The 22,433-nt window shown below is 65.6% G+C and carries 17 protein-coding genes; 9 read left to right on the top strand and 8 right to left on the bottom strand.

What is annotated here, in order from left to right:
* Positions 1–18: 18 nt before the first annotated feature.
* Together BSP109_RS11740 and BSP109_RS11735 are read right to left on the bottom strand one after the other, a co-directional pair.
* Positions 19–777, bottom strand: coding sequence for a DUF429 domain-containing protein (locus tag BSP109_RS11740; protein WP_101600818.1), 759 nt, complete (start codon positions 775–777; stop codon positions 19–21).
* A gap of 94 nt (positions 778–871) precedes the next feature.
* On the bottom strand, positions 872–2,206 hold the full coding sequence (locus BSP109_RS11735; RefSeq protein ID WP_180959714.1) for an SLC13 family permease: 1,335 nt from the start codon (positions 2,204–2,206) through the stop codon (positions 872–874).
* 50 nt (positions 2,207–2,256) lie between these two features.
* Between BSP109_RS11735 and BSP109_RS11730 the strand changes: the two genes are divergently transcribed.
* Both BSP109_RS11730 and BSP109_RS11725 read left to right on the top strand, forming a co-directional pair.
* Positions 2,257–3,291 carry an alanine--glyoxylate aminotransferase family protein gene (locus tag BSP109_RS11730; protein ID WP_219618537.1) on the top strand — a complete coding sequence of 345 codons (1,035 nt, stop codon included), beginning with the start codon at positions 2,257–2,259 and terminating at the stop codon, positions 3,289–3,291.
* 7 nt (positions 3,292–3,298) lie between these two features.
* Complete coding sequence (locus BSP109_RS11725) at positions 3,299–6,247, top strand: FAD-binding and (Fe-S)-binding domain-containing protein (protein ID WP_101600815.1); 2,949 nt, start codon at positions 3,299–3,301, stop codon at positions 6,245–6,247.
* A gap of 46 nt (positions 6,248–6,293) precedes the next feature.
* Here the strand turns inward: BSP109_RS11725 and BSP109_RS11720 are convergent, their stop codons facing one another.
* Together BSP109_RS11720 and BSP109_RS11715 are read right to left on the bottom strand one after the other, a co-directional pair.
* Complete coding sequence (locus BSP109_RS11720; RefSeq protein WP_101600813.1) at positions 6,294–6,995, bottom strand: response regulator; 702 nt, start codon at positions 6,993–6,995, stop codon at positions 6,294–6,296.
* The gene (locus BSP109_RS11715) at positions 6,985–8,646 is read right to left on the bottom strand and encodes a sensor histidine kinase (protein ID WP_101600811.1); all 1,662 of its coding nucleotides are present in this window, start codon (positions 8,644–8,646) and stop codon (positions 6,985–6,987) included. Before BSP109_RS11715 ends, BSP109_RS11720 begins: the two co-directional genes overlap by 11 nt.
* Positions 8,647–8,881: 235 nt before the next feature.
* Here BSP109_RS11715 and BSP109_RS11710 point away from each other — a divergent pair, with 235 nt between their 5' ends.
* Positions 8,882–10,240 carry a 2-hydroxycarboxylate transporter family protein gene (locus BSP109_RS11710; RefSeq protein ID WP_101600810.1) on the top strand — a complete coding sequence of 453 codons (1,359 nt, stop codon included), beginning with the start codon at positions 8,882–8,884 and terminating at the stop codon, positions 10,238–10,240.
* Positions 10,241–10,476: 236 nt separating this feature from the next.
* Here the strand turns inward: BSP109_RS11710 and BSP109_RS11705 are convergent, their stop codons facing one another.
* Entirely contained in the window at positions 10,477–11,592 is a 1,116-nt protein-coding gene (locus tag BSP109_RS11705) for a hypothetical protein (protein WP_146001143.1), read from the bottom strand.
* 258 nt (positions 11,593–11,850) lie between these two features.
* Positions 11,851–12,600, bottom strand: coding sequence for a GntR family transcriptional regulator (locus BSP109_RS11700; RefSeq protein ID WP_101600807.1), 750 nt, complete (start codon positions 12,598–12,600; stop codon positions 11,851–11,853).
* Between the two features lie 125 nt (positions 12,601–12,725).
* Here BSP109_RS11700 and BSP109_RS11695 point away from each other — a divergent pair, with 125 nt between their 5' ends.
* Together BSP109_RS11695 and BSP109_RS11690 are read left to right on the top strand one after the other, a co-directional pair.
* Positions 12,726–13,949, top strand: a complete 1,224-nt coding sequence (locus BSP109_RS11695; RefSeq protein WP_101600805.1) for a CaiB/BaiF CoA-transferase family protein — start codon at positions 12,726–12,728, stop codon at positions 13,947–13,949.
* 2 nt (positions 13,950–13,951) lie between these two features.
* A complete protein-coding gene (locus BSP109_RS11690; RefSeq protein ID WP_101600803.1) occupies positions 13,952–14,716 on the top strand; it encodes an enoyl-CoA hydratase in 765 nt (254 codons plus the stop codon).
* Positions 14,717–14,769: 53 nt separating this feature from the next.
* Here BSP109_RS11690 and BSP109_RS11685 read toward each other — a convergent pair whose 3' ends face one another.
* Positions 14,770–15,318 (bottom strand): flavin reductase family protein, encoded by a 549-nt coding sequence (locus BSP109_RS11685; RefSeq protein WP_101600802.1) that lies wholly within the window; start codon positions 15,316–15,318, stop codon positions 14,770–14,772.
* A 234-nt stretch (positions 15,319–15,552) separates the two neighbouring features.
* Between BSP109_RS11685 and BSP109_RS11680 the strand changes: the two genes are divergently transcribed.
* From BSP109_RS11680 to BSP109_RS11665, 4 genes are all read left to right on the top strand, one after another.
* Positions 15,553–16,266: a GNAT family N-acetyltransferase gene (locus tag BSP109_RS11680; protein ID WP_101600800.1), complete on the top strand. Its 714-nt coding sequence runs from the start codon at positions 15,553–15,555 to the stop codon at positions 16,264–16,266.
* A 35-nt stretch (positions 16,267–16,301) separates the two neighbouring features.
* Positions 16,302–17,609, top strand: coding sequence for a helix-turn-helix domain-containing protein (locus tag BSP109_RS11675; protein WP_101600798.1), 1,308 nt, complete (start codon positions 16,302–16,304; stop codon positions 17,607–17,609).
* 159 nt (positions 17,610–17,768) lie between these two features.
* Complete coding sequence (locus tag BSP109_RS11670) at positions 17,769–19,166, top strand: short-chain fatty acid transporter (RefSeq protein ID WP_101600797.1); 1,398 nt, start codon at positions 17,769–17,771, stop codon at positions 19,164–19,166.
* Between the two features lie 28 nt (positions 19,167–19,194).
* On the top strand, positions 19,195–21,195 hold the full coding sequence (locus BSP109_RS11665) for an acetoacetate--CoA ligase (protein WP_101600795.1): 2,001 nt from the start codon (positions 19,195–19,197) through the stop codon (positions 21,193–21,195).
* A gap of 3 nt (positions 21,196–21,198) precedes the next feature.
* On the opposite strand, the gene BSP109_RS11660 is transcribed toward BSP109_RS11665, so the two are convergent.
* On the bottom strand, positions 21,199–22,107 hold the full coding sequence (locus BSP109_RS11660; RefSeq protein ID WP_101600794.1) for a sulfatase-like hydrolase/transferase: 909 nt from the start codon (positions 22,105–22,107) through the stop codon (positions 21,199–21,201).
* Between the last annotated feature and the right edge of the window lie 326 nt (positions 22,108–22,433).

Here is a 22,433-nt window from a genome sequence, read left to right as displayed (position 1 = left end):
TATATGGGGGCGACATGATCAGGAGTCACGATCACCGCTGAGAATCAGATCGTCCAACGCCGTCGATGGGACCGCGATCCATCCTTCGACCCGGGCTGCTGAACGTGCCTCTGGCGGCGGTGCGTGCGTGAGTCCCAGGTAGTGCGCCCGCGCGATGAGGGCTGAGACCGAAGCGTCGAACGCATCATCGGATCGTTCTATGAGTCGCATGTGTTCGTCGCTTACGTCGAGCCAGGGAGCGCGTGCGGTGAGTTTCTCGAGCGCGCGGCGACGGAGTGCTGCAGTCGTCTTGTAGCCGCGTACTACGACCTCCCACTGACGCAGCGCCACGGCCGGGTACACCTCCACGACTCGGCCGGCACCGGAGCGGTCCACCGGCTCATCATCGCGGGCGAACACGTCGAGTAGTTCGGCGCACCGCATAGCGGTGAGGCCGAGCCGGTCCGTCGCGACGCTCAGCGGGCGCTGGCCGGTGAGCTCACGGACGAACCGGTCAGTGTGCCGGTAAGCGAGTCGCCTACGCCAGTCGAGTCCCGACTCGTCGCGTTCTGGCAGTCGCCCTGCGGCATGGGCGGTGAGGAACTCTACGAACTCGATCGGCCAGCCGAAGGCACAGTCGATGCCGACGGAACCGGCGCCTCGGGAGCGGTCGATGACTGTCTCATCGTCCACGTCCACCTGGAGGTGGTCGAGTGAGGCACCGCCTGCGTGCCACGAGATGGTGGCCAGCGCCGTCTTCTTAGGCTCTGCCGCGAGGTCGACGCCGACGGTGAACATGTATGCGAGCGTATCCGCTGACAGGCAGCGAAGTGCCCGGCTGAGAGTCCTCAGCCGGGCGCTTCGTCGGTCACTCACATGACGCTGACCATCATCACCACCCGGGAAGGACGAACAGTATCCAGGTGATGATCGGTGCGAGGACGACCATGGTGAAGCCCCACCGCATGAGCTGCTTGAACACCTTGTCGCGCTGGTCTTCCGGCGAGTTCGCCACGATGAGAGCACCGGAGGTGGAGAACGGGCTGGAGTCGACGACGGAGGAGGAGATCGCGAGGGCGATGATGAGCCCGATCTCGCTCACGCTGCCGGTCAGCAGGAACGGCACTGCCAGCGGGATGAGTGCACCCAGGATGCCGGTGGTCGACGCGAATGCGGAGACGACCGCTCCGATGAGGCAGATGAGGAGAGCGGCGAACAGCGGTGCGCCCATGCCGGCGACCTGGTCTCCGAGCCAATCGATCGTGCCCAGTCGCTGCAGCAGTCCCACATAGGTGACGATGCCGCAGATGAGCAGCACGGTCGGCCAGGCGATCTTGCTGACCGCGCCCTTGCTCACCTTGGGGGAGAACAGGGAGATGATCACGGCGATGCAGATCGCGGTGAATCCCACGTCCTGGTTGAGCGGCGGCACGACCATCACGGCCAGCACGATGAGGCCGACGAGCGTGATGATGCGGTTGCGGTCCAGAGTGGTGACCGGCTCGTCCGCGTCCTCATCCTTGACCATCGTCGTCTGCACGGATCGACGAGCCGCACGGCGACCCGCATCATCGCGAGGCGCATCCGGCATCTTCGCGCCGCGGACACCGGATCCGGCACTGGAATCCTCCAGACCGTCACCGCGATCCCTCTTGCCCAGCAGATCGCGTCCGCCGAACAGGAAGAAGCAGACCAGGCCCAGGACGACGTTGAAGGCGAAGGAGGCGAGGAACAGCAGGATCGGGCTGCCCGGCAGGTCATTGCGCTCGACGACCTGGTTGGTGATCGTGCCGAAGATGCTCAAGGGGGAGAAGCCGCCGGCGGTGGCGCCGTTGATGACCATGAGGCCCATGAGGAGCGGCTTGATGCCGTACTGCCGTGCGAAGCCCATACCCATCGGGGCGATGATCGCGACAGCCGCCGGGACGACGGCGCCGAACCCGGTGAGGATCCCCGTGACGATGAAGAACACCCAGGGGATGAGCGCGACTCTGCCGCCCACCGCCTTGACCATCGCATGGACCATCCAGTCCACGGTCCCGTTGTCCTTTGCCAAGGCGAAGAGATAGGTGACGCCTACGAGGATGAGGAAGAGGTCGGCAGGGAAGCCGGATAAGAGAGTGTCGACGTCCTCGCCCAGCACGAAGGTGCCGAACAGGAACGTCGCCATGAGCGCCAGGGCGCCCATGTGGACGGACGTGAAGGTGGCGACGACGAACAACGCCACCAGGACGTGGGATTCACCGCGGTCCGGAGTTCCAGGAGCTCTTCTCCCACGTGCTCGCAGGCATGGGCGACGTCTTCGGCGCCGCCAACCAGGTCGTCATCTACCCGGCGACGGGCACGGGCGCGTGGGAAGCCGCGCTGGTCAACACGCTCAACGCCGGCGACGAGGTCCTCTTCTTCGAGACGGGTCACTTCTCCACGCTGTGGACCGGGCTCGCAGAGAAGTGGGGCCTCAAGCCCACCGTCGTCCCCGGCGACTGGCGCACGGGCGCGGATCCGGACAAGGTCCGCGAGGTGCTGGCCGAGGACACCGCGCACCGCTTCAAGGCCATCTGCGTGGTCCACAACGAGACCTCGACCGGCGTCACGAGCCGGATCCCGGAGATCCGCCGCGCGATCGACGAGTCCGGCCACCCGGCACTCTTCATGGTCGACACGATCTCCTCGCTGGGCTCCGTCGACTACCGCCACGACGAGTGGGGCGTCGACGTCACGGTGTCCGGCTCGCAGAAGGGGCTCATGCTCCCGCCCGGCATCTCGTTCAACGCGGTCAGCCAGAAGGCTCTCGACGCACACAAGGACTCCACACTGCCCAAGTCCTTCTGGGACTGGACGGAGATGCTCGCTTCGGGCAAGAACGGCCAGACGCCGTACACCCCGAACACCAACCTGCTCTACGGGCTGAAGGAAGCGCTGCGGATGCTGAACGAGGAGGGCATGGACAACGTCTTCGCCCGCCACCTCCGCTTCGCTGCAGCCACCCGCGCCGCGGTCCAGGGATGGGGCCTCGAAGTGCTGTGCACCAACGAGAACGAGCACTCGCCCGTCCTCACCGCCGTCGTCATGCCCGAAGGCCACGACGCGGACGAACTGCGCACAGTCATCCTGGAGAAGTTCAACATGTCGCTGGGCGCCGGCCTGTCCAAGCTCAAGGGCACGGTCTTCCGCATCGGCCACCTGGGCGATCTCAGTGACCTGTCGCTGGCGGGCACGCTCGCCGGTGTCCAGATGGGCCTCCAGCTGGCCGGCGTCCCGATCAAGCAGGGCGGCCTCGAAGCGGCCCTCGACGTCCTCAAGGACAAGTGACCCCATCATGAGCAGCTTCATCGCAGACCTCACCCGCAGCATCGAAGGCACCGTCGACACATCCGACCGCCGCCGGGCCGAATACGCGGTGGACGCCTCGAACTACCGCGTCGTCCCGCAGGTCGTTGCCTTCCCCAAGACGACCCAGGACGTCGTGTCCCTCCTCGACGTGGCCCGCAGCCACAAGGTGCCGATCACCTCGCGCGGCGGCGGTACCTCGCAGGCGGGCAACGCGATCGGCACCGGCCTCGTCATCGACTTCTCCCGCCACCTCAACCGGGTGCTGGAGATCGATCCGACCACGAAGACCGCGCGGGTCGAACCGGGCGTCCTCATGAGCGAGCTGCAGAAGGCCGGCAGCCCGCACGGCCTGCGGTTCGGACCGGACCCGTCGACGAAGAACCGCGCGACGATCGCGGGAATGATCGGCAACAACTCGTGCGGTCCGCACGCCATCTCCTACGGCCGCACCGTCGACGTCACGGTGCAGATGGACGTCATCGACGGCATGGGTCGACAGTTCACAGCCAGCCAGGGCCTCGACCCCGTTCCGGGCCTGAGCCAGCTGGCCGCGAAGCACCTGGCCGTCATCCGCACGGAGTTCGGTCGCTTCAGCCGCCAGGCGTCGGCCTACGCGCTGCAGCACCTGCTGACGGAGAACAAGCCGAACCTCGCGAAGTTCCTCGTCGGCAGCGAGGGCACGCTCGCGACGATCACGGAGGCGACCGTCTCCCTGGGTGACGTCCCGAACTCCCCGACGGTGCTGGCGCTGGGCTACCCGGACATGTTCCAGGCAGCCGACGCCGTCCCGCGTGTCCTGCCGCACAAACCCCTCGCGGTCGAGGGCATCGACTCCCGCCTCATGGACATGGTCCGCGCGGCTAAGGGCCCGGGCGCCGTTCCGGAGCTGCCGGCAGGAGCCGGCTGGCTGCTGATCGAGGTGGGTGGGGCCTCGGCGGCGGAGGCCGTGGCCAACGCCCAGGCGATCGCGGACGACTCCGGCACCGACGCCTACCGCATCATCCCCGCAGGCAAGGAGGCCTCCACCCTGTGGGGCATCCGCGCCGACGCCGGCGGGCTGGCCGGCCGCACCGCCACGGGCGATCCGGCCTGGACCGGCTGGGAGGACGCCGCCGTCCCGCCCGAGGTCCTGGGCGACTACCTGCGCGAGCAGGACGACCTCATGCAGTCCTACGGGGTCACCGGCATGCCGTACGGGCACTTCGGTGACGGCTGCGTCCACATGCGCACCGATTTCCCCTTCGACCAGCCCGATGGCACGGAGATCTTCCGCAGCTTCCTCATGGACGCAGGTCGCCTGGTCGCCCGCTACGGGGGATCGGCCTCGGGCGAGCACGGCGACGGTCGCGCCCGCTCGGAGCTGCTGGAGCTGCAGCACTCGGATGAGGCGATCACCGCGCTCGAGGAGGTCAAGCGGCTCTTCGACCCGGAGAACCTCCTGAACCCCGGCGTCATCGTCGACCCGCTTCCGCTCGATCAGGACCTGCGGCGTCCGCAGGCGATCTCGATCGGCCAGACGCCCGGCGGATTCTCCTTCTCCCACGACAAGGGCAGCTTCACCAACGCCGTTCACCGGTGCGTGGGCGTGGGCAAGTGCCGGGCCGACACCTCGGGGTCCGGCGGGTTCATGTGCCCGTCCTACCTGGCGACCCAGGATGAGAAGGATTCGACGCGCGGCAGGGCCCGCGTCCTGCAGGAGGTCACCAACGGCGGCCTCATCGACGATTGGAACAGCCAGGCGGTCCACGACTCGCTCGACATGTGCCTCAGCTGCAAGGCGTGCGGCAGCGACTGCCCGGCCGGCGTGGACATGGCGCAGTACAAGTCGGAGGTCCTCCACCGCACGTACAAGGGCAAGGTGCGGCCGATCACGCACTACTCCCTGGGTTGGCTGCCGCTGTGGGGGCGCGCACTGACCGCGGTGCCGGGGGTGACGACGCTGGCGAATGCCGCGCTGTCCTTCCGACCGCTGGCTAAGCTGGTGCTGGCCGGCGGCGGGATGGACACCCGGCGCGGGATGGTCGAGTTCAACACGCAGCGCTTCTCCCGGTGGGCGAAGAAGAACGTGGCGAGCGGCGCTGACGTGCGTGATGAACTGGTGCGCGATGAGTACGTGAAGACAGGCGAGGTGCGGCGCGGGTCGCGGCCGCAGGTGCTGCTGTGGGCGGACTCGTTCTCCGAGTACCTGTCCGATGCGGGTGCGCGGGCGACGGTGGAGGTGCTCGAGGCGGCTGGCTTCGAGGTGCTGCTGCCGGAATCGCAGGCGTGCTGCGGACTGACGCTGATCTCCACGGGACAGCTGGATGCGGCCCGAGGCCGGCTCACGAACACGATGGAGGTGCTGGCGCCGTACGCGCAGAAGGGCATCCCGATCGTGGGGATCGAGCCCAGCTGCACCGCCGTGCTGCGCAGCGACCTGGTGGATCTGTTCCCGGAGGACGCGCGCGCGAAGGCGATCGCTGCTCGCACCCGGACCGTCGCCGAGGTCCTGGTCGAGACCGAGATCGCGGTGCCGGATCTGACGGGCAAGACGATCGTGGTGCAGCCGCACTGCCATCAGTACTCGGTGATGGGCTTCGGGGCGGACAGCACGCTGCTTGCGCGTACGGGTGCGACGGTGCGTGAGCTGGCCGGCTGCTGCGGTCTGGCGGGCAACTTCGGGATGGAGGCCGGGCACTACGAGGTCTCGGTCGCTGTTGCGGAGAATGCTTTGCTGCCGGCTTTGCGTGATGCGCCGGAGGACTCGATCTACCTGGCTGATGGGTATTCGTGCCGGACGCAGGCGAGCGACCTGACTGATGTGCAGGGCGTGACGCTGGCGCAGCTGCTCACGGGTGTGGGCGCCGAGGGCGGGTACACGGCGCGGGCGACGAAGTTGCCGGACTCGCCGAAGATCGCGGAGACGGCGCGGGTCGCGGAGGTTGCGGGGGTCTGAGGGGTCTGACGGGGCTGAGGGGCGCGAGAGCGTTTCTGTCTTGCTCTTATGCCCATCGATACTCGAATTCGGGCCGCCCGGGTGTCCCGTGTCGCGCTTCCTTGATGACCTGCTTGGTATTCGCCAGGTGCTCAAGGTACCGACGCACGGTCACGCGGGACAGGTCGAGCTGCTGCCCGACCTCAGTGGCCGACACCGCGCCGTCTGACGTCTGCACCTCGGACGACACCGCCCGCAGCGTCTCCTCGATGAGCCCCTTGGGAAGACGCGTCTTCGGCGAAGCGCGCAGTGCGCTGAAGGCATCGTCGACCGTGGCCTGGGTCGCCTGATCCCCGCTGCGTGCGAGGTTCAACCGGAACTCGCGCTGGTTCTCGAGCTTCTCCCGGAAGGCCGCGAAGGTGAACGGCTTGATGAGGTACAGCGTGATGCCCGATGACAGCGCACTCTTGATCACCTGCAAGTGGCGCACAGCCGTGACGGCGATGATGTTCGCATCGTGACTGCTGCGGTTGATCCGTCGAGCCACTTCCAGCCCATGTGAGTCCGTGAGATTCATATCCAGCAGCACGATGTCGACCGGGTCGCCGGCTGCAGCCGACGCATTCATGCGCTCAAGAACGTCTGCGCCGCTCAGGCAGATGTCAGCGACGACGAATCCTGGCACGCGGCGGACGTAATCGGCGTGTGCTTCGGCCGTCATCGGGTCGTCTTCGACGATGAGTACCCGCAGAGTCTGCTCATTGCCCATCCGTCGCTCCTTCGGTCAGCGGAAGCACCACGGTGAAGATCGCTCCACCATCCGAGTCGACGGTGAGTTCTCCTCTCAGCCTCGTGACTGCCTGACGCACGAGCACCAGCCCGAATCCGCGTCCCGGGCGGTGCGGCTGCTCCGTCTTCTCCTTCTCCGTCGCACCCAGGTGGAAGATCGTCTCGATCTCCTCCTCGGCGATTCCCTGCCCCGAATCCGCGATCGTCATGATGAGCTCGCCGTCAGCAGCCGTGAAATCCGCCCACACGTGCCGTTCCTCTGATGCTGATGCCGCATCGAAGGCGTTGTCGAGGAGGTTCCCGGCCACCGTGACCAGGTCGCGCGCATCCAGACTGCCGGGCGGGACCTCTCCCGAACCGGTGAGAGTCAGCTGGAGCCCCCGTTCATTGGCCTGAGCGGCCTTCCCGATCATCAGTGCCGTGATGAACGGTTCGTCGACTGAGTCGACGAACGCGTCTGTGAGCTTCTGCGATTCCTGCCGGTCCTGCACGGCGAAGGCCAGCGCTTCGTGTTCGCGCCCGCGTTCGATGAGGCTGGCCAGGGTGTGCATCCGATTGGCGTGCTCGTGCGTCTGTGCGCGCAGGGCCTCGGACAGAGTGCGCATCGTCTCCAGCTCACCGGTGAGCTCCTGGAAGTCAGTGCGATCCCGCAGCGTGGCCACCGCCCCGTCGACACCTCCGTCGATGGCGTGGCCGTGATCCGGCTCGCTCGCCCTGTTCTGATTGATGACCAGCACGCGGTCACGGGTCAGGTGGACCTCGTCGAGGGCATCACGCCCGGACGACAGAAGTGTGCGCACCGATTCCGGCAGTGCCACCGCTGGCAGGGGGACCGGCCGCCGATCGTCGGCCGGAGGAAGGTCGAGCAGCGTGGCGGCCTCATCGTTGTACAGGACCATTCGACCCTCGTCATCGACGAGGATGATCCCCTCACGGAGCGAATGCAGCGCAGAGTTGTAGAACGCGAAGAGCCGTCTGAGCTGCGCCGTGCCGTAACCGAGCGTCGCGCGCCGCAGATACCGGCTGAGCTGCCACGACCCGTACCCGCCCAGGAGCATCGCGCCGAAGGCGATCGTGATGATCTGCGGCAATGAACCCGCTTGTGCCACAGACAGGGTCTCGAGTGTGACGCCGACTGCGACCATGGCCACGACGGTGTCGGAAGAGCTGTCGAAGACCGGGACGATCGCCCGCACGGACGGGCCGAGTGTGCCTGTGTACTCCTCGAGGAGAGTGCCGCCGTCCAGCGCCGCGTCGACGCTGCCGATGTACGACTTGCCCAGCTGTTCGGGGTCCGGGTGTGTGAACCGCGTGCGGTCGCGATCCATGATCGTGATGAAGTCGACGTCGGCTTCTGACATGAGTGTCAATGCGTAGGGCTGGAGCTGAGCCGAAGGATCGTCGGATTCGACCGCCTCTGCGACGAGGGGAGTGTGGGCGATGGTCTGCGCGAGGCTGAGCACACGGTCGGACGCGGCGGCGTATGTGGAGTTCACCGTCCTGCTGTAGGTGGTGACGCTGAGCGCTATGCAGATGACGACGATGAGGGCGAGCTGCACGAAGAACAGCTGACGGGCGAGGGAACCGTCCCAGGGCCTTCGTCGCTTCCTGATCGCTGCGGCCGCACCCATCGCACACCTCCCCCTTCTGACCCGTCAGACGCTCTCGCGGGCACCGCGCGATCTGCTTGCCCGCCGGAGTCCACGACCATTATGAACGCAACCGTGACAGCACAGCCGTCGTTTGCGACTCTGTTCCGGATACCAACCCGGTGTTACTGCGATCACACCTCATGCGGTGGTCGCGGTGCCCGCTGCCAGTCCATTCCGCTCGAAGAAGAGACGGCGACGAGAAAGGTCACCAACGATGGTCACCCCGAAGAGCAACACGTACATCACCCCGGTCGAGGAGATCGAGGGCGACCTGCACGAGGGTCGTGGCCGCATCGGCACGATCGCAGGTATCAAATGGCCGTACTTCCTCCTGCTGATCGTCGTCCTCATCGTGGCGGGATACCTGGGTGCTCTGCCGGATGAGATGGTGTCAGGATTCGCCATCACCATGCTGCTGGGAGGGTTCCTCTGGTGGCTGGGCAGCATCATCCCGGTGATCAGGGACTACGGCGCACCCACGGTCTTCTGTGTGGTCCTGCCGGCGATCTTCGCCGGTATGAATCTGCTTCCGGACTCGCTGGTCGAGGTCGCCACGAACTTCACCAGCGGATACGGCTTCATCAACTTCTACATCTCCGCTCTGATCGCGGGAAGCATCCTCGGTATGCCCAGGAAGCTGCTCATCTCAGCCGGAGCCCGGTACGGTGTGCCGCTCCTGGGCATGGTCGTCATCGTCCTCGCGAGCATCGGCGGACTCTCAGCACTGGTGGGACGAGGGTTCTTCGACGGCATCTTCTTCATCGCCGCACCGATCATCGGCGGAGGTGTCGGTGCCGGAGCCGTCCCGATGTCGGAGATGTACGCCGCCCAGATGGGGATCGACTCGGGTGAGGCCCTGTCGCAGATCATCCCGGCTGTGATCATCGGAAACATCTGCACCATCATCATCGCGGGGGTCTACAACGGCCTGGGAAAGAACGGCCGCCAGCTGTTCCAAGGTTTCAATGGTGAAGGAAACCTGCTGCGGGTCGCGGGGGACGAGGCGAACTACAAGATGCCGGAGCGCTCTATCGGTGGGCGGTTCAACGTCCTCATCGTCGGAGTCATCTTCGCGGCGACGCTCTACATTCTGGGCCAGGTCATCGGGCACTTCGTTCCGGCGATCCATCCGTATGCGTGGACGATTCTCGCCGCGGCATTCATCAAGATCTTCGGTCTGCTGCCGCAGACGTACGAGGACGCAGCATCCGGCTGGTTCTCCTTCGTCGCCGCAGCGTGGACACCGGCTCTTCTCGTGGGGATCAGCTTCGCGTACATCGACCTGAGCGCGGTGCTGGCCCTGATCTCCGACCCGATGTACCTCGTTCTGGTCCTCTGCACCGTGATCATCGCCGCGATCGCTGCAGGCGTTCTCGGCTATCTGGTCAAGATGTACTACATCGAATCGTCGATCTGCGTGGGTCTGGGCATGACCGATATGGGAGGCACCGGCGACGTCGCGGTGCTGTCAGCCGCCAACAGGTTCGAACTCATGCCGTTCATGCAGATCTCCAGTCGACTGGGCGGTGCCGTGGTGCTCCTGATCCTGTCGTTCCTTCTGCCCTTCGTCTGAGCCTGGTGTAAACGCTCGTAGGGGCAGTGTCGGTGGCCGGGCACTACGAGGTCTCGGTCGCCGTCGCGGAGAGCGCGCTGCTGCCGGCAGCGCGCGATGCGCCGGAGATCGCGGAGACGGAGCGGATCGCGGAGGTTGCTGGGGTGTGAGAGATGTGAAGCAGAGAAGCCGCGGCACTGGTCGAGTGTCGCGGCTTCTCGCTTTCCTGGCCGAGCGTTGATGTTCCGTGGTGCGGGCTACTTCGACGCCCCTCGGTCAAACCAGCCGTCGATCTCTTCGTGCGTCTTGACCCGCCTGCGTTCGCTGGCATCGATTTCACTCCAGCGGCGCTGGTAGTCCGCGCGCTCCCTGCTCCTTCTAAGCTCTTCCTTGGCACGTTCTCGCTCGGCGTTCTGCTTCATCGTCATATCTGCCAGGCGCGTTCGGGCGGCATCAGTGGCCGCTTCCGCTTGCGCATCACGCAGCTTCTGCAGCGCGTGCATTCTTCCGCGCTGGACCTCGATCTCTTCCTGCAGCGTGCGTTCGCGCGGATCGTCGGGGGAGAGGTTCTTGTGAAGGGCGACCCCATCTGAGATGTGCGCTCCCAGTGCTTGGATTTCGGAGCCAGACAGCATCCAAGCGACGATGAGGTCGTGAACGCTGGGATCCGATTTCGCCTCGTCCCACTCACTCGGCACGCGCTCGGTTCGGACCTTTGCTGTGCCGAGCCAGTCCTCGACTGCGTGAACGGTTCTGATATAGCGCTGACGGCGAGCCTCGAGCGCAAAGAGCGTTGGAATCCCGATCGCGGATAGAACGAGGAGTACGAGCCCCAGTGGTGTAGCCGCCAGTTGAACAATGCCACCGACGAAAACGCCGATCAGCAGCACAGCTAGGACTATGCCGAAGACGCCAAGGTGGAATAGCCCCACAAAGACGGCGGCGACAACGACAAGGATCGCGAGGATCCACCCAGTGAAGAGCGGGCCGGATTCTGACCTGTCCGGGACCAGGCCGTCGCTGACCGTGGGCCGCAACTGTGCCGTCGCCGTTCGTGGCTCATCGCCACTTTGTGTCGCGACGGACCAGTTGATCCATGACACTCCGTCGATGAGCGCTTTCACCTGCTCGTCGCTGATTGACCCTGCGCTAGCAGGCCTTGCCTTGGCCTTGATCTTGGGTCTCGTGTCGAAGGTGGCGGCTCGGGAGAATACCGGAGCGGTTGCTCCGAATCCGTTCTCGGGTGCTGTGGAGACGCGGCGGAACTTCTGCGAGGGAGCTTTCAGGACCGAGTTTGCAAGTCCCCTATCTATACGCGGCTGACCCAGCGTGTTCAGAAGTTGATACAACGACTTGCGCGACGTCGTAGACATGAACCCTCTCGAGTAGGTCCGTGGCGGAGGCGGCTTCATCGTGGAGGACCGGTATTTTGCGTTGTCTGCGATGCGCCCATGCGGATGACGGGGTCATCATATCGCGCACAAGGTGCGATACTCGAATAGTGCCACTGTGATACTGCTTGCGTTGAACTCGGTGGCAGGCTGTTGGCGAAGGTAGCGCTATATGGGCTTTCTCTCGCCTGCGCGGAGGTCATTCTGTTGGACAGGGGATGTCCCCGGCGAGTAGTGAGCTTATACAGGGGTGCGACTCCGTCTGGCCAGCCATCGTGCGGAGTTCTCGGTCGCGCCGGGGAGCCCCTCGAGGAACTCGTGGGCGAAGGAGTCGTGGCCGTGCTCGTCGATCGCTCGAAGTGCCTCGGTGAGATCGCCTGAGAGCACCGCGGCACGCAGATCTCGGTGACGAGTGACGTTTTCAGCGGGAGTCTCCTCTGCCGCGAGCTTCCGCAGGTTGAGGGACATGCAAAGCTTCACCTGCATCGTGATCTGGGTGTAGCTCGCGATGATCCGCGCATTCCCGCAGAGACGGACCAGCTCCGTGTGGAACTCGTAGCTGGCCTGGATGCGTCCGTACTGATTTTCGCCGTCTTCGAATTCGTGGGCCAGCTGCGCCAGCGCTGCGTCGAGACGTGAGGTGTCGACTGTGGTCACATCATCCGTGTAGCGGTAGAGATGCTCGACGGCCATCCGCTCCAGGCCCTCTCGGAACGTGAGGATCTCGAACACGTCGTTCTGAGTGAGCCCGGCGACGCGCACGCCTGCGCGCGGGCGACGCACGACGAGGCCGGAGCCCTCGAGGATCCGCAGCCCCTCGCGCACGGGAGCGCGGGAGACTCCCAGCCGTTCGCACAGATGCTCCTCGACGAGTCGCTCGTCGGGTCGGAGCTCGCCTCGGAACACGAGCTCGCTGATGCGGCCTGCTGCCAGCTCCGCCAGGCTGGGGCTCTCGATGAGGGAGTCGCCGGTGAGTGCTCCTGCTGTCATGGGTCCTCCTCGTTGCACGCCGCCGTCCGCACTGTCTCAGGGGGAGATGTACCGGGTGTGCGTGGCACCTGATGCTGGACTATTGTAGACAATCGACAGTGGCGCAGCACACAGTGAGGTGGAGAATGTCCGACGACTCAACAGGTTCGAACGCGACGACGGGGGACAACTCGGCCGGCACCTCGGCGGGGCCGCTATCCGGGATCACCGTTCTGGAGATCGGCGTCTTCATCGCCGGCCCCTACGCCACGATGCAGCTCGCGGACATGGGCGCGCGCGTCATCAAGATCGAGACGCCGGGCAGCGGTGACTCGCTGCGCGCCTCGGGACCGTTCATCGACGGGCACTCGAGCCCGTTCATCCGCTTGAACCGGAACAAGGAATCGATTGTCCTCGACCTGAAGTCCGACGACGGACGCGCTTCGCTCCGCACTCTGCTGAGCGAAGCCGATGTCCTCGTGGAGAACCTGCGCCCCGGTTCGCTGAAGAAGATGGGCTTCGGCTACGACGACCTCAAGGAGGAGTTCCCGGGACTGGTGTACGCCTCGGCGTCGGGGTGGGGCCAGGACGGCCCGCTGTCACCACTGGCCGGCCTCGACATCATGGCGCAGGCGCGGTCGGGACTAATGAGCATCACCGGGTTCCCCGACCAGCCACCGGCGAAGGTGGGCGTCCCGATCGCCGACCTGACGACAGCGCTCTACATGGCGATGGGCATCGTGTCCGCGTTGTACGAGCGGAAGGAATCGGGACAGGGGCAGTACCTGGACGTGTCTCTGTTCGAATCGGCGGTGTCGCTGGCGGTGTGGGAAGCCGGCAGCTATTTCGGCACGGGCGCGGTGAATCGTCCGAACGGCTCCGCGCACCAGGCGCAGGCGCCGTACCAGGCGGTCATGGCGAAGGATGGCCACGTGACGATCGGCGCGAACACGCCGGCGACGTGGACGCGGTTCTGCCAGGCGTTTGATCTGGCTGATCTGCAGGACCGCCCGAAGTTTCAGGAGCCCGCACTGCGGATGGAGAACCGGGAGGCGCTCATCGCGGTCATCGAGGACCGGTTCCGGGAGCGGACCGTCGACGAGGTCGTCGAGGAGATGAACCGTGTGGGTGTTCCGGTCGCTCCGATCAACGACTACGCGCAGGTCTTCACCGACGAGCACCTGAAGGCGCGGGACTACGTCTGGACGTCGCAGCATCCGGAGCTGGGGGAGGTGGCGCAGCTGGGGAACCCGATGCGATTCTCCAGGTCCGCGATGACGCAGGGCAATGCCGGTCCCGCACTGGGCGCGGACACCGATCGGGTGCTGGCGGAGATCGCTGGGAAGACTGCCGATTCGAAAGAGGACTGAGGATGACCGACCACCTGCTCACGGAGGTCCGCGGCGCCGCGCTCCACGTGACGTTCAACCGTCCCGAAGCGCGCAACGCGATGACATTCGAGATGTACCAGGGACTGGCCGAGGCGTGTGAGCGCGTGGATGCTGATGCCGCGCTGCGAGTGCTGGTCCTGCGCGGGGCCGGTGGGCGGGCGTTCGTCGCCGGGACAGACATCGCCCAGTTCCGGGGCTTCACCGGCGAGGACGGCATCGAGTACGAGAAGAAGATCGACGAAGTGCTGGGCACGTTGGCGGCCGTGGACAAGCCGGTCATCGCGGTGATCGACGGTCACTGCGTGGGCGGGGGACTGGGGATCGCCAGCTGCGCAGATGTCCGTGTGGCGTCGCCGAATGCGTCGTTCTCCGTGCCGATCGCGAAGACGCTGGGCAACACACTGTCGGCGAACACTCTGCGGAGGCTGGTGCGGGCGTTCGGGGAGCCTCGGACGGCGTCGATGCTGCTGACCGCGCGACGCGTCGATGCGCAGGAGGCGCTGCTGAGCGGATTCCTCACGGACGTCGCTGAGGACCTGGATGAGGCTGCGGAGACGCTCGTGGAGCGTGTCGCTGGTGGGGCGCCGCTGACGCAGTGGTCGATCAAGGAGAACCTGCGGCGGCTGCAGGCCGGGGGAGAGGTCGACGACGCGGACGTCGTGTCTGCGGTCTATGGCAGCGAGGACTTCGCTGCGGCCGTGGAGGCGTTCCTGTCGAAGACTCCGATGGAGTGGACGGGGAAGTAGGCGCAGTTGTGCGGAAGGGGGCCTCAGTCGGTGCAGAGGCCCCCTTCGGCGTCCTACTCGGAAAGCTGCGTCGTGGAACCGAGGGTGTGCCAGGCGCGGCTGTGGTAGACGAGCGGGGGCTCGGTGTCCCTCTGCGGATCCGCGTGCTGTCCACCGATCTCGTCGCCTTCGACCATGAAGAGAGTGGCGCCCTTGGCCGGCAGCGTTCCGATGACCCGACCGCGGATCCAGGCTGCGGCGTCGCGGAAGACGACCTCGCCGGTGGGCAGGCGGTCCCAGAGGCTGGTGTCGGCGAAGCGGTCGATCCCGCTGGTGGCGCCGAGCTTCGCGAGGTGGACCTGATGGGCGCTCAGCAGGTGGACGACCACGGCGGAGGAGCGCAGCAGAGCAGGGGTGCTCGAGGCGCGGCCGGAGGCGGAGAACGCGACGGTGGGAGGGTTCGCGTCGACTGAGCACACCGATGTAGCCGTCATCGCGACAGGCCCGTCGCCGGGATCGGCAGTGACCAGGGCGACGCCCGCCGGGTGATTGCGGAAGGCGGCGACGAACTGGTCCGTCAGTGTGCCGTGGGTCGGTGCGGTCTGTGTCAGCGCTGCAGCCATGATGGGTCCAATCGTCTCGAATCGTGCCACGTCGGCTCTTGTCTGCACGCTAGGGAATGCGAACGTGACCCACGCGACAGCGTGCAATCTATGAACACGAAACGTCATATGACGACATGACGGGTGCGTGTGGGAAGAGACCTGCGCGCAGTCGGGTCTCCTCGCCGCGGTGGATTCGTGGAATATTTGGGGGCGGACTATGCGGGATCGCATACCCGAGGGAAGGAGTGCACCATGCCGGCAGCAGAGCCTCGCGCAGACGAGTACGGACGCCCCATCGGGCCCCCACTGCCTGAGTGGGCGCCTGCGAGCCGTCCCGGGCCTGTGACCCTGGAGGGACGGTACTGCCGCATCGAGCCACTCGATCCCGCACGTCATGCGGACCAGCTGTTCGCCGAGTTCGCGAAGACGGATCCGGGGGACTGGACGTATATGTCGGTGGGTCCGTTCGACACGCGTGAGGCATACCGGGAATGGGCGGAGGGCGCTGCGGCCAGCACTGATCCGCGCTTCTACGTCGTCATCGACAGTAAGTCCGGCGACGCGCTGGGGACCGCGTCGCTCATGCGGCAGGACCCGGCGAACGGCGTCGTCGAGATCGGCAACATCATGTACTCGCGCAGGGTGCAGCGGACGCCGATTGCCACAGAGGCGCAGTACCTCGTGATGCAGTACGTCTTCGACGAGCTCGGCTGCCGTCGCTATGAGTGGAAGTGCGACAGTCTCAATGAACCGTCACGCAGGGCGGCAGCACGCTTGGGCTTCACCTATGAGGGCACGTTCCGCCAGGCAGTGGTCTACAAGGGGCGCAGTCGGGACACTGCGTGGTTCTCCATCATCGACGGTGAGTGGCCGCGGATGCGGGACACGTTCGAAGCGTGGCTGGAGCCGGAGAACTTCGATGCGGAAGGTCGGCAGAAGCGGTCGTTGAGCAGAAGCGGCCGTTGAAGCAGTCAGTGAGTTGAGCAGTCAGTGACCAGTGCATGGACGAGTCGGTCCGCTCGGGTCAGCGTGCAGCCGCCGAGGCGTTCGAAGCGCTCGCCACGTACCTCCCGGTACCGCCCTGCGGTTCATGGCAGAATCCCATGATGGTGCGGAAACGTGAGACCGACGCGACGAGTGCAGAGCCGTGGCCGGACGTGGTGCGGGATCTGTTCGAAGCCGAGCCCGATCTGCTCGCCCGCGTCATCGAGCACGTGCGCGCCGTGTACCCCACGTATGCATCCGTCTCCGACGACCTGCTGGCACGGTCATTCCGCCAGAACATCGACATGTGCGTGACTGCGGTCCAGGGCGAGGTGAATCCTGCAGAGGGTCCGCTTCGCTCCTACGCCCAGATCGCACGTCGACGGTTCGAGGCAGGGGTGCCGATCGACGACCTGATCCGTTCCTACAGGTTCAGCATCGGCCTCATCGCCGACCAGCTCACCGACCTCCTCGCCGAGCACCACGGCTCTCCACAGGGCGGGGTCGACGCATATCGGAGGATCTGGGCGGTGACGGACGTGTACACCGCGCAGCTGGCCGAGGTGTATCGGCAGCATCGCCTCCAGTTCGACACACGCAATCACGAACTGAAGATGGATTTCATCGAGCGACTGCGATCGGGGACCATCGATGAACCGGCCTTGACGGAAGCACGGCTGCGCTTCCACCTGCGCGAAGGCATCGCCTACCGAGCTTTCATCGCGCGGCTCACAACGGAGGCGGACCACGACCTCTACGCGCTGATGGTGATGCTGGAGTCGCAGCTGATCGGTCACCAGGGCCTGGGCGTGATCCGCGGCAGCACGATCGTCGGCGTCTGTGCACAGGAGTTCACTGTCCTTCCGGCGCTGTCCATCTCCTACGGCCACGAATCGGCGTTGGAGGACATCTCCGCTTCGTTCGCGTCTGCCCAGCGGGTGGCCGCGACGTCGGTCGCGCTGGCATCAGGAAACCACGACATCGCCGAATCGGGGTGGCGAGTATCCGTCGAGCCCGAAGGCCCGGTCACCCGGCACTTCGAGAAGCGGTTCGTGGAGCCGCTGGAGGCGTCTGCCGCGAATGCCGCGATGATCCTCACCAGTGTCCGGCAGGTCCTGCTGCACAACCGCTCGTTCCGTGCCGCCGCCGCTGCCCTGCACTGCCACCAGAACACCCTTCGGTACCGGATCGCACGCTTCGAAGAGATCACCGGTGCGCGACTCGGTGACACGGAGACGGTGGTGTCTCTGGAGTGGATGTTCGAGGCACGTGCCAGGTCCGAAGGCACCGCTGCGGCGGACGGGACGGCAGGACTCGACCGGTAGTCTTTGTACTCGGCTACAAACGACACGCGGGCAGATTCTGTCTCGAGCCCAAGGGCCTGTGCGCGCGGATGCAGAAGAATGGCCGAGTACTGACTGAGCGGTCGCAGCCTGCATCCGAAGCGGCGCGCCGTGGTCTCCACTTTGCAAAGGAGCAATCCCATGCGCGCAGTCTCGCGCTCACTCAACATCTTCGTTGAGAAGTTCTTGCCGAACGCATTCCTCTTCGCTCTCATCCTCACCCTCATCACCGTCGCGCTCGGCATGATGCTGGGCGGACAGTCACTGCCCGACATGGCGAACCACTGGTACGGCGGGTTCTGGGCGTTCCTCGAGTTCAGCATGCAGATGGTCGTCGTCCTCGTGACCGGCTACGCCTTGGCCAAGGCCCCTTTGGTCAATCGTCTCCTGTCGCACTTCGCGAGCATCCCGAAGACCCAGCTGGCAGCACTCGTCATGACCATGGTCGTGGCGGCCGTCATGGGCTTCGTCAGCTGGGGTCTGGGATTCGTAGGCGGCACCCTCGTGGCGATCGAGATCGCACGGCGGGTCCGTGCAGCGGACTTCAGGCTCCTCGTCGCCGCCGCGTACGCCGCGGTCATCGCCACTCAGCCGGTCTCCCTGGCACTCACCGCGCCACTCCTGGTGAACACCCCCGGCCACTCGCTGGAAGAGCAGATCGGCCTGATCCCGGTGACGGAGACCCTCTTCAGCCCCACGATGATCAGTGCTGCGCTCTTCGGGTTCATCGGTGTACTCATCACCTTCATGCTCATGGCTCCGAAGGTGGAGGAGGTCGTGGCCTTCGCAGGGTCGGACACGGGCGATGCACGGGCCTCCGATGTGACTACCGGTCAGCCGGCCCCCGCCTCTCGCGCACTCGGTGCCGAGGAGACCGGCAACACTGTCACTGCGGAGAAGACCACAGTCTCCGAGCGGATCAACAACAGCAGGATCATCAACTACCTGATCGTGATCGTCGGTCTCGTCGGAATCATCCTGTATTTCGCCGCACAGGGCTTCAACCTCGAGCTCAACATCATCAACTTCGTCTTCCTGATCGTCGGGATGGCACTGCACGGCAGTCCCGCGAAGTACGCGAAGTGCATCACGGACGGGATCCCCGCGGCGTCGGGCATCGTGCTGCAGTTCCCCTTCTACGCGGGCATCATCGGCATGATGGGAGGAGCCGGCCTCATCGTCATGATCGGCGAGTGGTTCGGCTCGATCGCCACGGAGGTGACGTTCCCGTTCTTCGCCTACGTCGCCGCCATGATCGTGAACATCTTCGTCCCGTCCGCCGGCGGCCAGTGGCAGGTGCAGGGGCCGGTGATGCTCGAGGCGACCGGCGGCATGGACATCAGTCCGGCGACGGTGGTCAACGCGATCTCCGTGGGTGACATGACGACGAACCTCCTGCAGCCGTTCTTCGTCCTTCCGGCTCTGGGACTCTCCGGCCTGGGCCTCAAAGACATCTGGGGCTACTGCATGACCGCCATGGTGGTGCTGTTCCTCATCTGCGGAACCATCTTCCTCCTCGTCCCCGTCCTCGGCTGGTGACCCAGCAGCCTTCAGAAAGGAGCCATCCATGTCGGATCGTGTGAAGCTCTGGGAGCCGTCCGCCGACCGCATCGACCAGTCGGAACTCCGCCAGTACCAGCGATGGCTCGAAGCCACTCGTGGCATCACCTCTGAGACGTACGGTCAGCTTCACACCTGGAGCGTGGAGAACATCGACGCGTTCTGGGAATCGGTCTGGGAGTACTTCCAGATCGTCGGTGAGCGAGGAGACGGACCGGTCCGCGAGGGCGACGACATCGCGGCCACGACGTGGTTCCCCGGGGCGCGGGTGAACTTCGCGGAGAACATCCTGCGCTGGGCTGACCAGTTCGCCGACGCCGAGGCCATCGTCGGTCTCCATGAGACGTCACCGCGCACGTCAGTCACCTGGAAGGACCTCGAAGGCAGGGTCGGTGCGCTCGCCCACCACCTGCGTGCAGTGGGCGTCCGTCCCGGAGATACCGTGTGCGCTGTGCTGCCGAGCATCCCCGAGACCGTCGTCGCTCTCCTGGCCACGGCCTCTGTCGGAGCAGTCTGGTCCGTGGTCAACACCGACTTCGGTGCGCAGGGTGTAGCGGATCGCTTCGCGCAGATCGAGCCCACAGTCCTGCTCACGGTCGATGGGTACGAGTTCAACGGCACATACAAGAATCAGCTGGAGCGCCTGCATGAGCTCCTCGACGTTCTGCCGACCGTCGAGCACCACATCCTCGTCGACTCTCACGTCGCTCCCGATGCAGAGATCGCTGGCGTGAACGTGTCGACTGCCAGGTACTCACAGATCGTGAGCGAGCCGCGAACACCGACGTTCGAAGCCGTGGAGTTCTCGCATCCCCTGTGGGTGCTGTATTCGTCGGGGACGACCGGCAAGCCGAAGGGCATCGTGCACTCGCACGGCGGCATCGTGCTGGAGGCGAACAAGGCCAATGCCTTCCACTATGACATCCGTCCTGGCACACGCGTGTACTTCGCCGTTTCCACGACCTGGGTGATGTGGAATCTGCTGGTCGATTCCATGATGCGCGGCGCGACGATCATCACCTACGACGGCTCTCCCGTCTTCGGAACCGCTGCCCGGCAGCTGGAGATCTGTGACGCGGAGGACGTCGAGTTCTTCGGGTCGGGAGCTGCAGTCCTCACACTCGTCGAGAAGTCCGGGATCTCTCCGAAGGAGCACTACCCGCTCCGCTTCCTGCGATCCATCTTCTCGAGTGGGTCGCCACTGCCGGATTCGACGTGGGAGTGGGTGTACGAGCAGGTGAAGTCGGACGTGCGCCTGACCTCTGACTCAGGGGGCACGGACATCGCCTCCGGGATCCTGGGGGCGAATCCTCTGGACGCCGTCTACCGCGGCGAGCTGCAGAGCCCGTACTTGGGTGTGGATGCACGGACTGTCGATGCCGAAGGCGCGGCGCTCAGCGACGACGTCGGTGAGCTCGTCATCGCCGCACCGCTTCCCACTATGCCGGTGAAGTTCTGGAATGACCCCGACGGAAGCAGGTATCGGGGCGAGTACTTCTCGTCCTTCGACGGGCTGTGGAGGCAGGGGGACTGGGCGACCCGGATCACCGACGGCGGGTGGGTCATCCACGGCAGGTCGGATTCGACCATCAACCGCGGTGGAATCCGCATGGGGTCTGCCGACATCTGTCAGGTCGTCGACGACGTGCCGGGGGTCGCAGCGTCCATGGTGATCGGGGCCGAACTTGAGGGAGGCGACTACTACATGCCGCTGTTCGTCGTGCCGGAGCCGGGGGCTCCCGTCTCCGAGGAGCAGAAGGAGAGGATCGTCGCGCGGATCCGGTCGCGTGTGTCCCCCCGCTATGTGCCGGATGACATCATCGAAGCTCCCGGTGTCCCGCGCACTCGGACGGGAAAGCTCATGGAGGTCCCGGTCAAGCGGATCTTCCAGGGTGCTGATCCGCACGGTGTGAATCGGACGACTGCTGAAGACTCCGCAGTCCTCGATTGGTACGTGGAGCGAGCAGCACGATTCGCACGGAATCGGACGTCGACCGGTCAGAGCTGACAGTCACCGCGACCCATCCTTGATCCGCCCGTATTCGAGCGCTCCCCAGAAGTCCCCACGCACGTATCGCTGCTGCGGCTCCGGCGCGAAGTCCCACGGGCGCGACACCCCGGTCTGCAGCGCCTCGACCACCAGCCGGCGTCGGTCTTGGCTCGCCAGTACGTCCGACTCGAGGGCGCCCAGGTCGTAGCGGCCCTGCAGCTCGGTCCGTATCCGGTCGGCGACCTCGGCATACTCCGGGTCGGCGGACCGGTTCGTCAGCTCGTCCGGATCTGCTTCCAGGTCGAAGAGCTGATCCGGATCACCCGGGCACAGGACGAACTTGTAGCGACCGCGCACCAGTGTCACCTGCGGTCGGAGAGTCCCCTCGGCCAGGTACTCGATGACGACGTCACGATCGTCCGGCCCGGTCGTGCCCGCGGACTCCCGCCGCATCGACTCGAACAGCGACAGTCCGGTCCTTCCTTCGGCGACAGCTACCTCGCGCGCGGTCGTGGCCTCGTCGCCCGCCTGGCCACGGCGAGCCGAACCGCGGGCCAGGCCGTCGCCCGCCTCACTGCTGCCAGCCGGACCAGCCTCTGCCAACTCCATCATCGTCGCCCCCAGATCCAGCAGGCTCACCGGATTCGCGAACCGCCCGCGCGGCACCAGCCCCTCCGGCCCCCACACGATCAGCGGCACCCTCGCCGACTGCTCGTACGGCGACATCTTGTACCAGAGCCCCTTCTCACCCAGCATGTCCCCGTGATCGCTCGTCACCACCACGACCGTGTTCTCCGCCAGTCCCAACTCCTCCAGCCGCTCACGGATCCGCCCCACGTGATCGTCGATGTAGGCGACCGCCGCGTAGTACGCGTGCCGAGCCCTGCGGATCTCCTCCTGCGTGGACCCCCGCTGGTCGGACCTGCACATCGTGCGGTGGCAGTGGCTGGTTCAGCCAGTGCGATTGGCCGGGTCCGGTCTGAAGCCCGGATGCGTCGGAGCGCCGCGACTCAGCTGATTGCCGACTCCGTCTGCGATAGTGGCAACCCACATCGATGCGAATGAGGGTGATCATGGGAATTCTGGGACGACTCATCAGAGGCCGAGTAGCCGGCACAGCGATCCGCGCTGTCCGTCGTGAGGCCGCCAAACCGCAGAATCAGGAGAAGGCCCGCAGGCTGTGGGCCAGAATGCGCCGCCGCTGACAGCGGGTCCGCCTGTTCGGGAGAACGACCTGTCCTTCCGCCCGTGACCCG

Source organism: Brevibacterium sp. Mu109 (assembly GCF_900169375.1).
In the GTDB taxonomy this organism is placed as follows: Bacteria; Actinomycetota; Actinomycetes; order Actinomycetales; family Brevibacteriaceae; genus Brevibacterium; species Brevibacterium yomogidense_A.
Note: the sequence above shows the minus strand (reverse complement) of the source record. Positions and strands in the feature narration are given on the sequence as shown.

Excerpts from the sequence above, each read along its gene's own strand:
- BSP109_RS11675 (WP_101600798.1), top strand. The coding sequence starts at position 16,302 with ATGGACGAGTCGGTCCGCTCGGGTCAGCGTGCAGCCGCCGAGGCGTTC.
- BSP109_RS11710 (WP_101600810.1), top strand. The coding sequence starts at position 8,882 with ATGGTCACCCCGAAGAGCAACACGTACATCACCCCGGTCGAGGAGATC.
- BSP109_RS11720 (WP_101600813.1), bottom strand. The coding sequence starts at position 6,995 with ATGGGCAATGAGCAGACTCTGCGGGTACTCATCGTCGAAGACGACCCG.
- BSP109_RS11665 (WP_101600795.1), top strand. The coding sequence starts at position 19,195 with ATGTCGGATCGTGTGAAGCTCTGGGAGCCGTCCGCCGACCGCATCGAC.
- BSP109_RS11695 (WP_101600805.1), top strand. The coding sequence starts at position 12,726 with ATGTCCGACGACTCAACAGGTTCGAACGCGACGACGGGGGACAACTCG.
- BSP109_RS11700 (WP_101600807.1), bottom strand. The coding sequence starts at position 12,600 with ATGACAGCAGGAGCACTCACCGGCGACTCCCTCATCGAGAGCCCCAGC.
- BSP109_RS11740 (WP_101600818.1), bottom strand. The coding sequence starts at position 777 with ATGTTCACCGTCGGCGTCGACCTCGCGGCAGAGCCTAAGAAGACGGCG.
- BSP109_RS11725 (WP_101600815.1), top strand. The coding sequence starts at position 3,299 with ATGAGCAGCTTCATCGCAGACCTCACCCGCAGCATCGAAGGCACCGTC.
- BSP109_RS11705 (WP_146001143.1), bottom strand. The coding sequence starts at position 11,592 with ATGTCTACGACGTCGCGCAAGTCGTTGTATCAACTTCTGAACACGCTG.
- BSP109_RS11715 (WP_101600811.1), bottom strand. The coding sequence starts at position 8,646 with ATGGGTGCGGCCGCAGCGATCAGGAAGCGACGAAGGCCCTGGGACGGT.
- BSP109_RS11685 (WP_101600802.1), bottom strand. The coding sequence starts at position 15,318 with ATGGCTGCAGCGCTGACACAGACCGCACCGACCCACGGCACACTGACG.
- BSP109_RS11660 (WP_101600794.1), bottom strand. The coding sequence starts at position 22,107 with ATGTGCAGGTCCGACCAGCGGGGGTCCACGCAGGAGGAGATCCGCAGG.
- BSP109_RS11670 (WP_101600797.1), top strand. The coding sequence starts at position 17,769 with ATGCGCGCAGTCTCGCGCTCACTCAACATCTTCGTTGAGAAGTTCTTG.
- BSP109_RS11680 (WP_101600800.1), top strand. The coding sequence starts at position 15,553 with ATGCCGGCAGCAGAGCCTCGCGCAGACGAGTACGGACGCCCCATCGGG.
- BSP109_RS11690 (WP_101600803.1), top strand. The coding sequence starts at position 13,952 with ATGACCGACCACCTGCTCACGGAGGTCCGCGGCGCCGCGCTCCACGTG.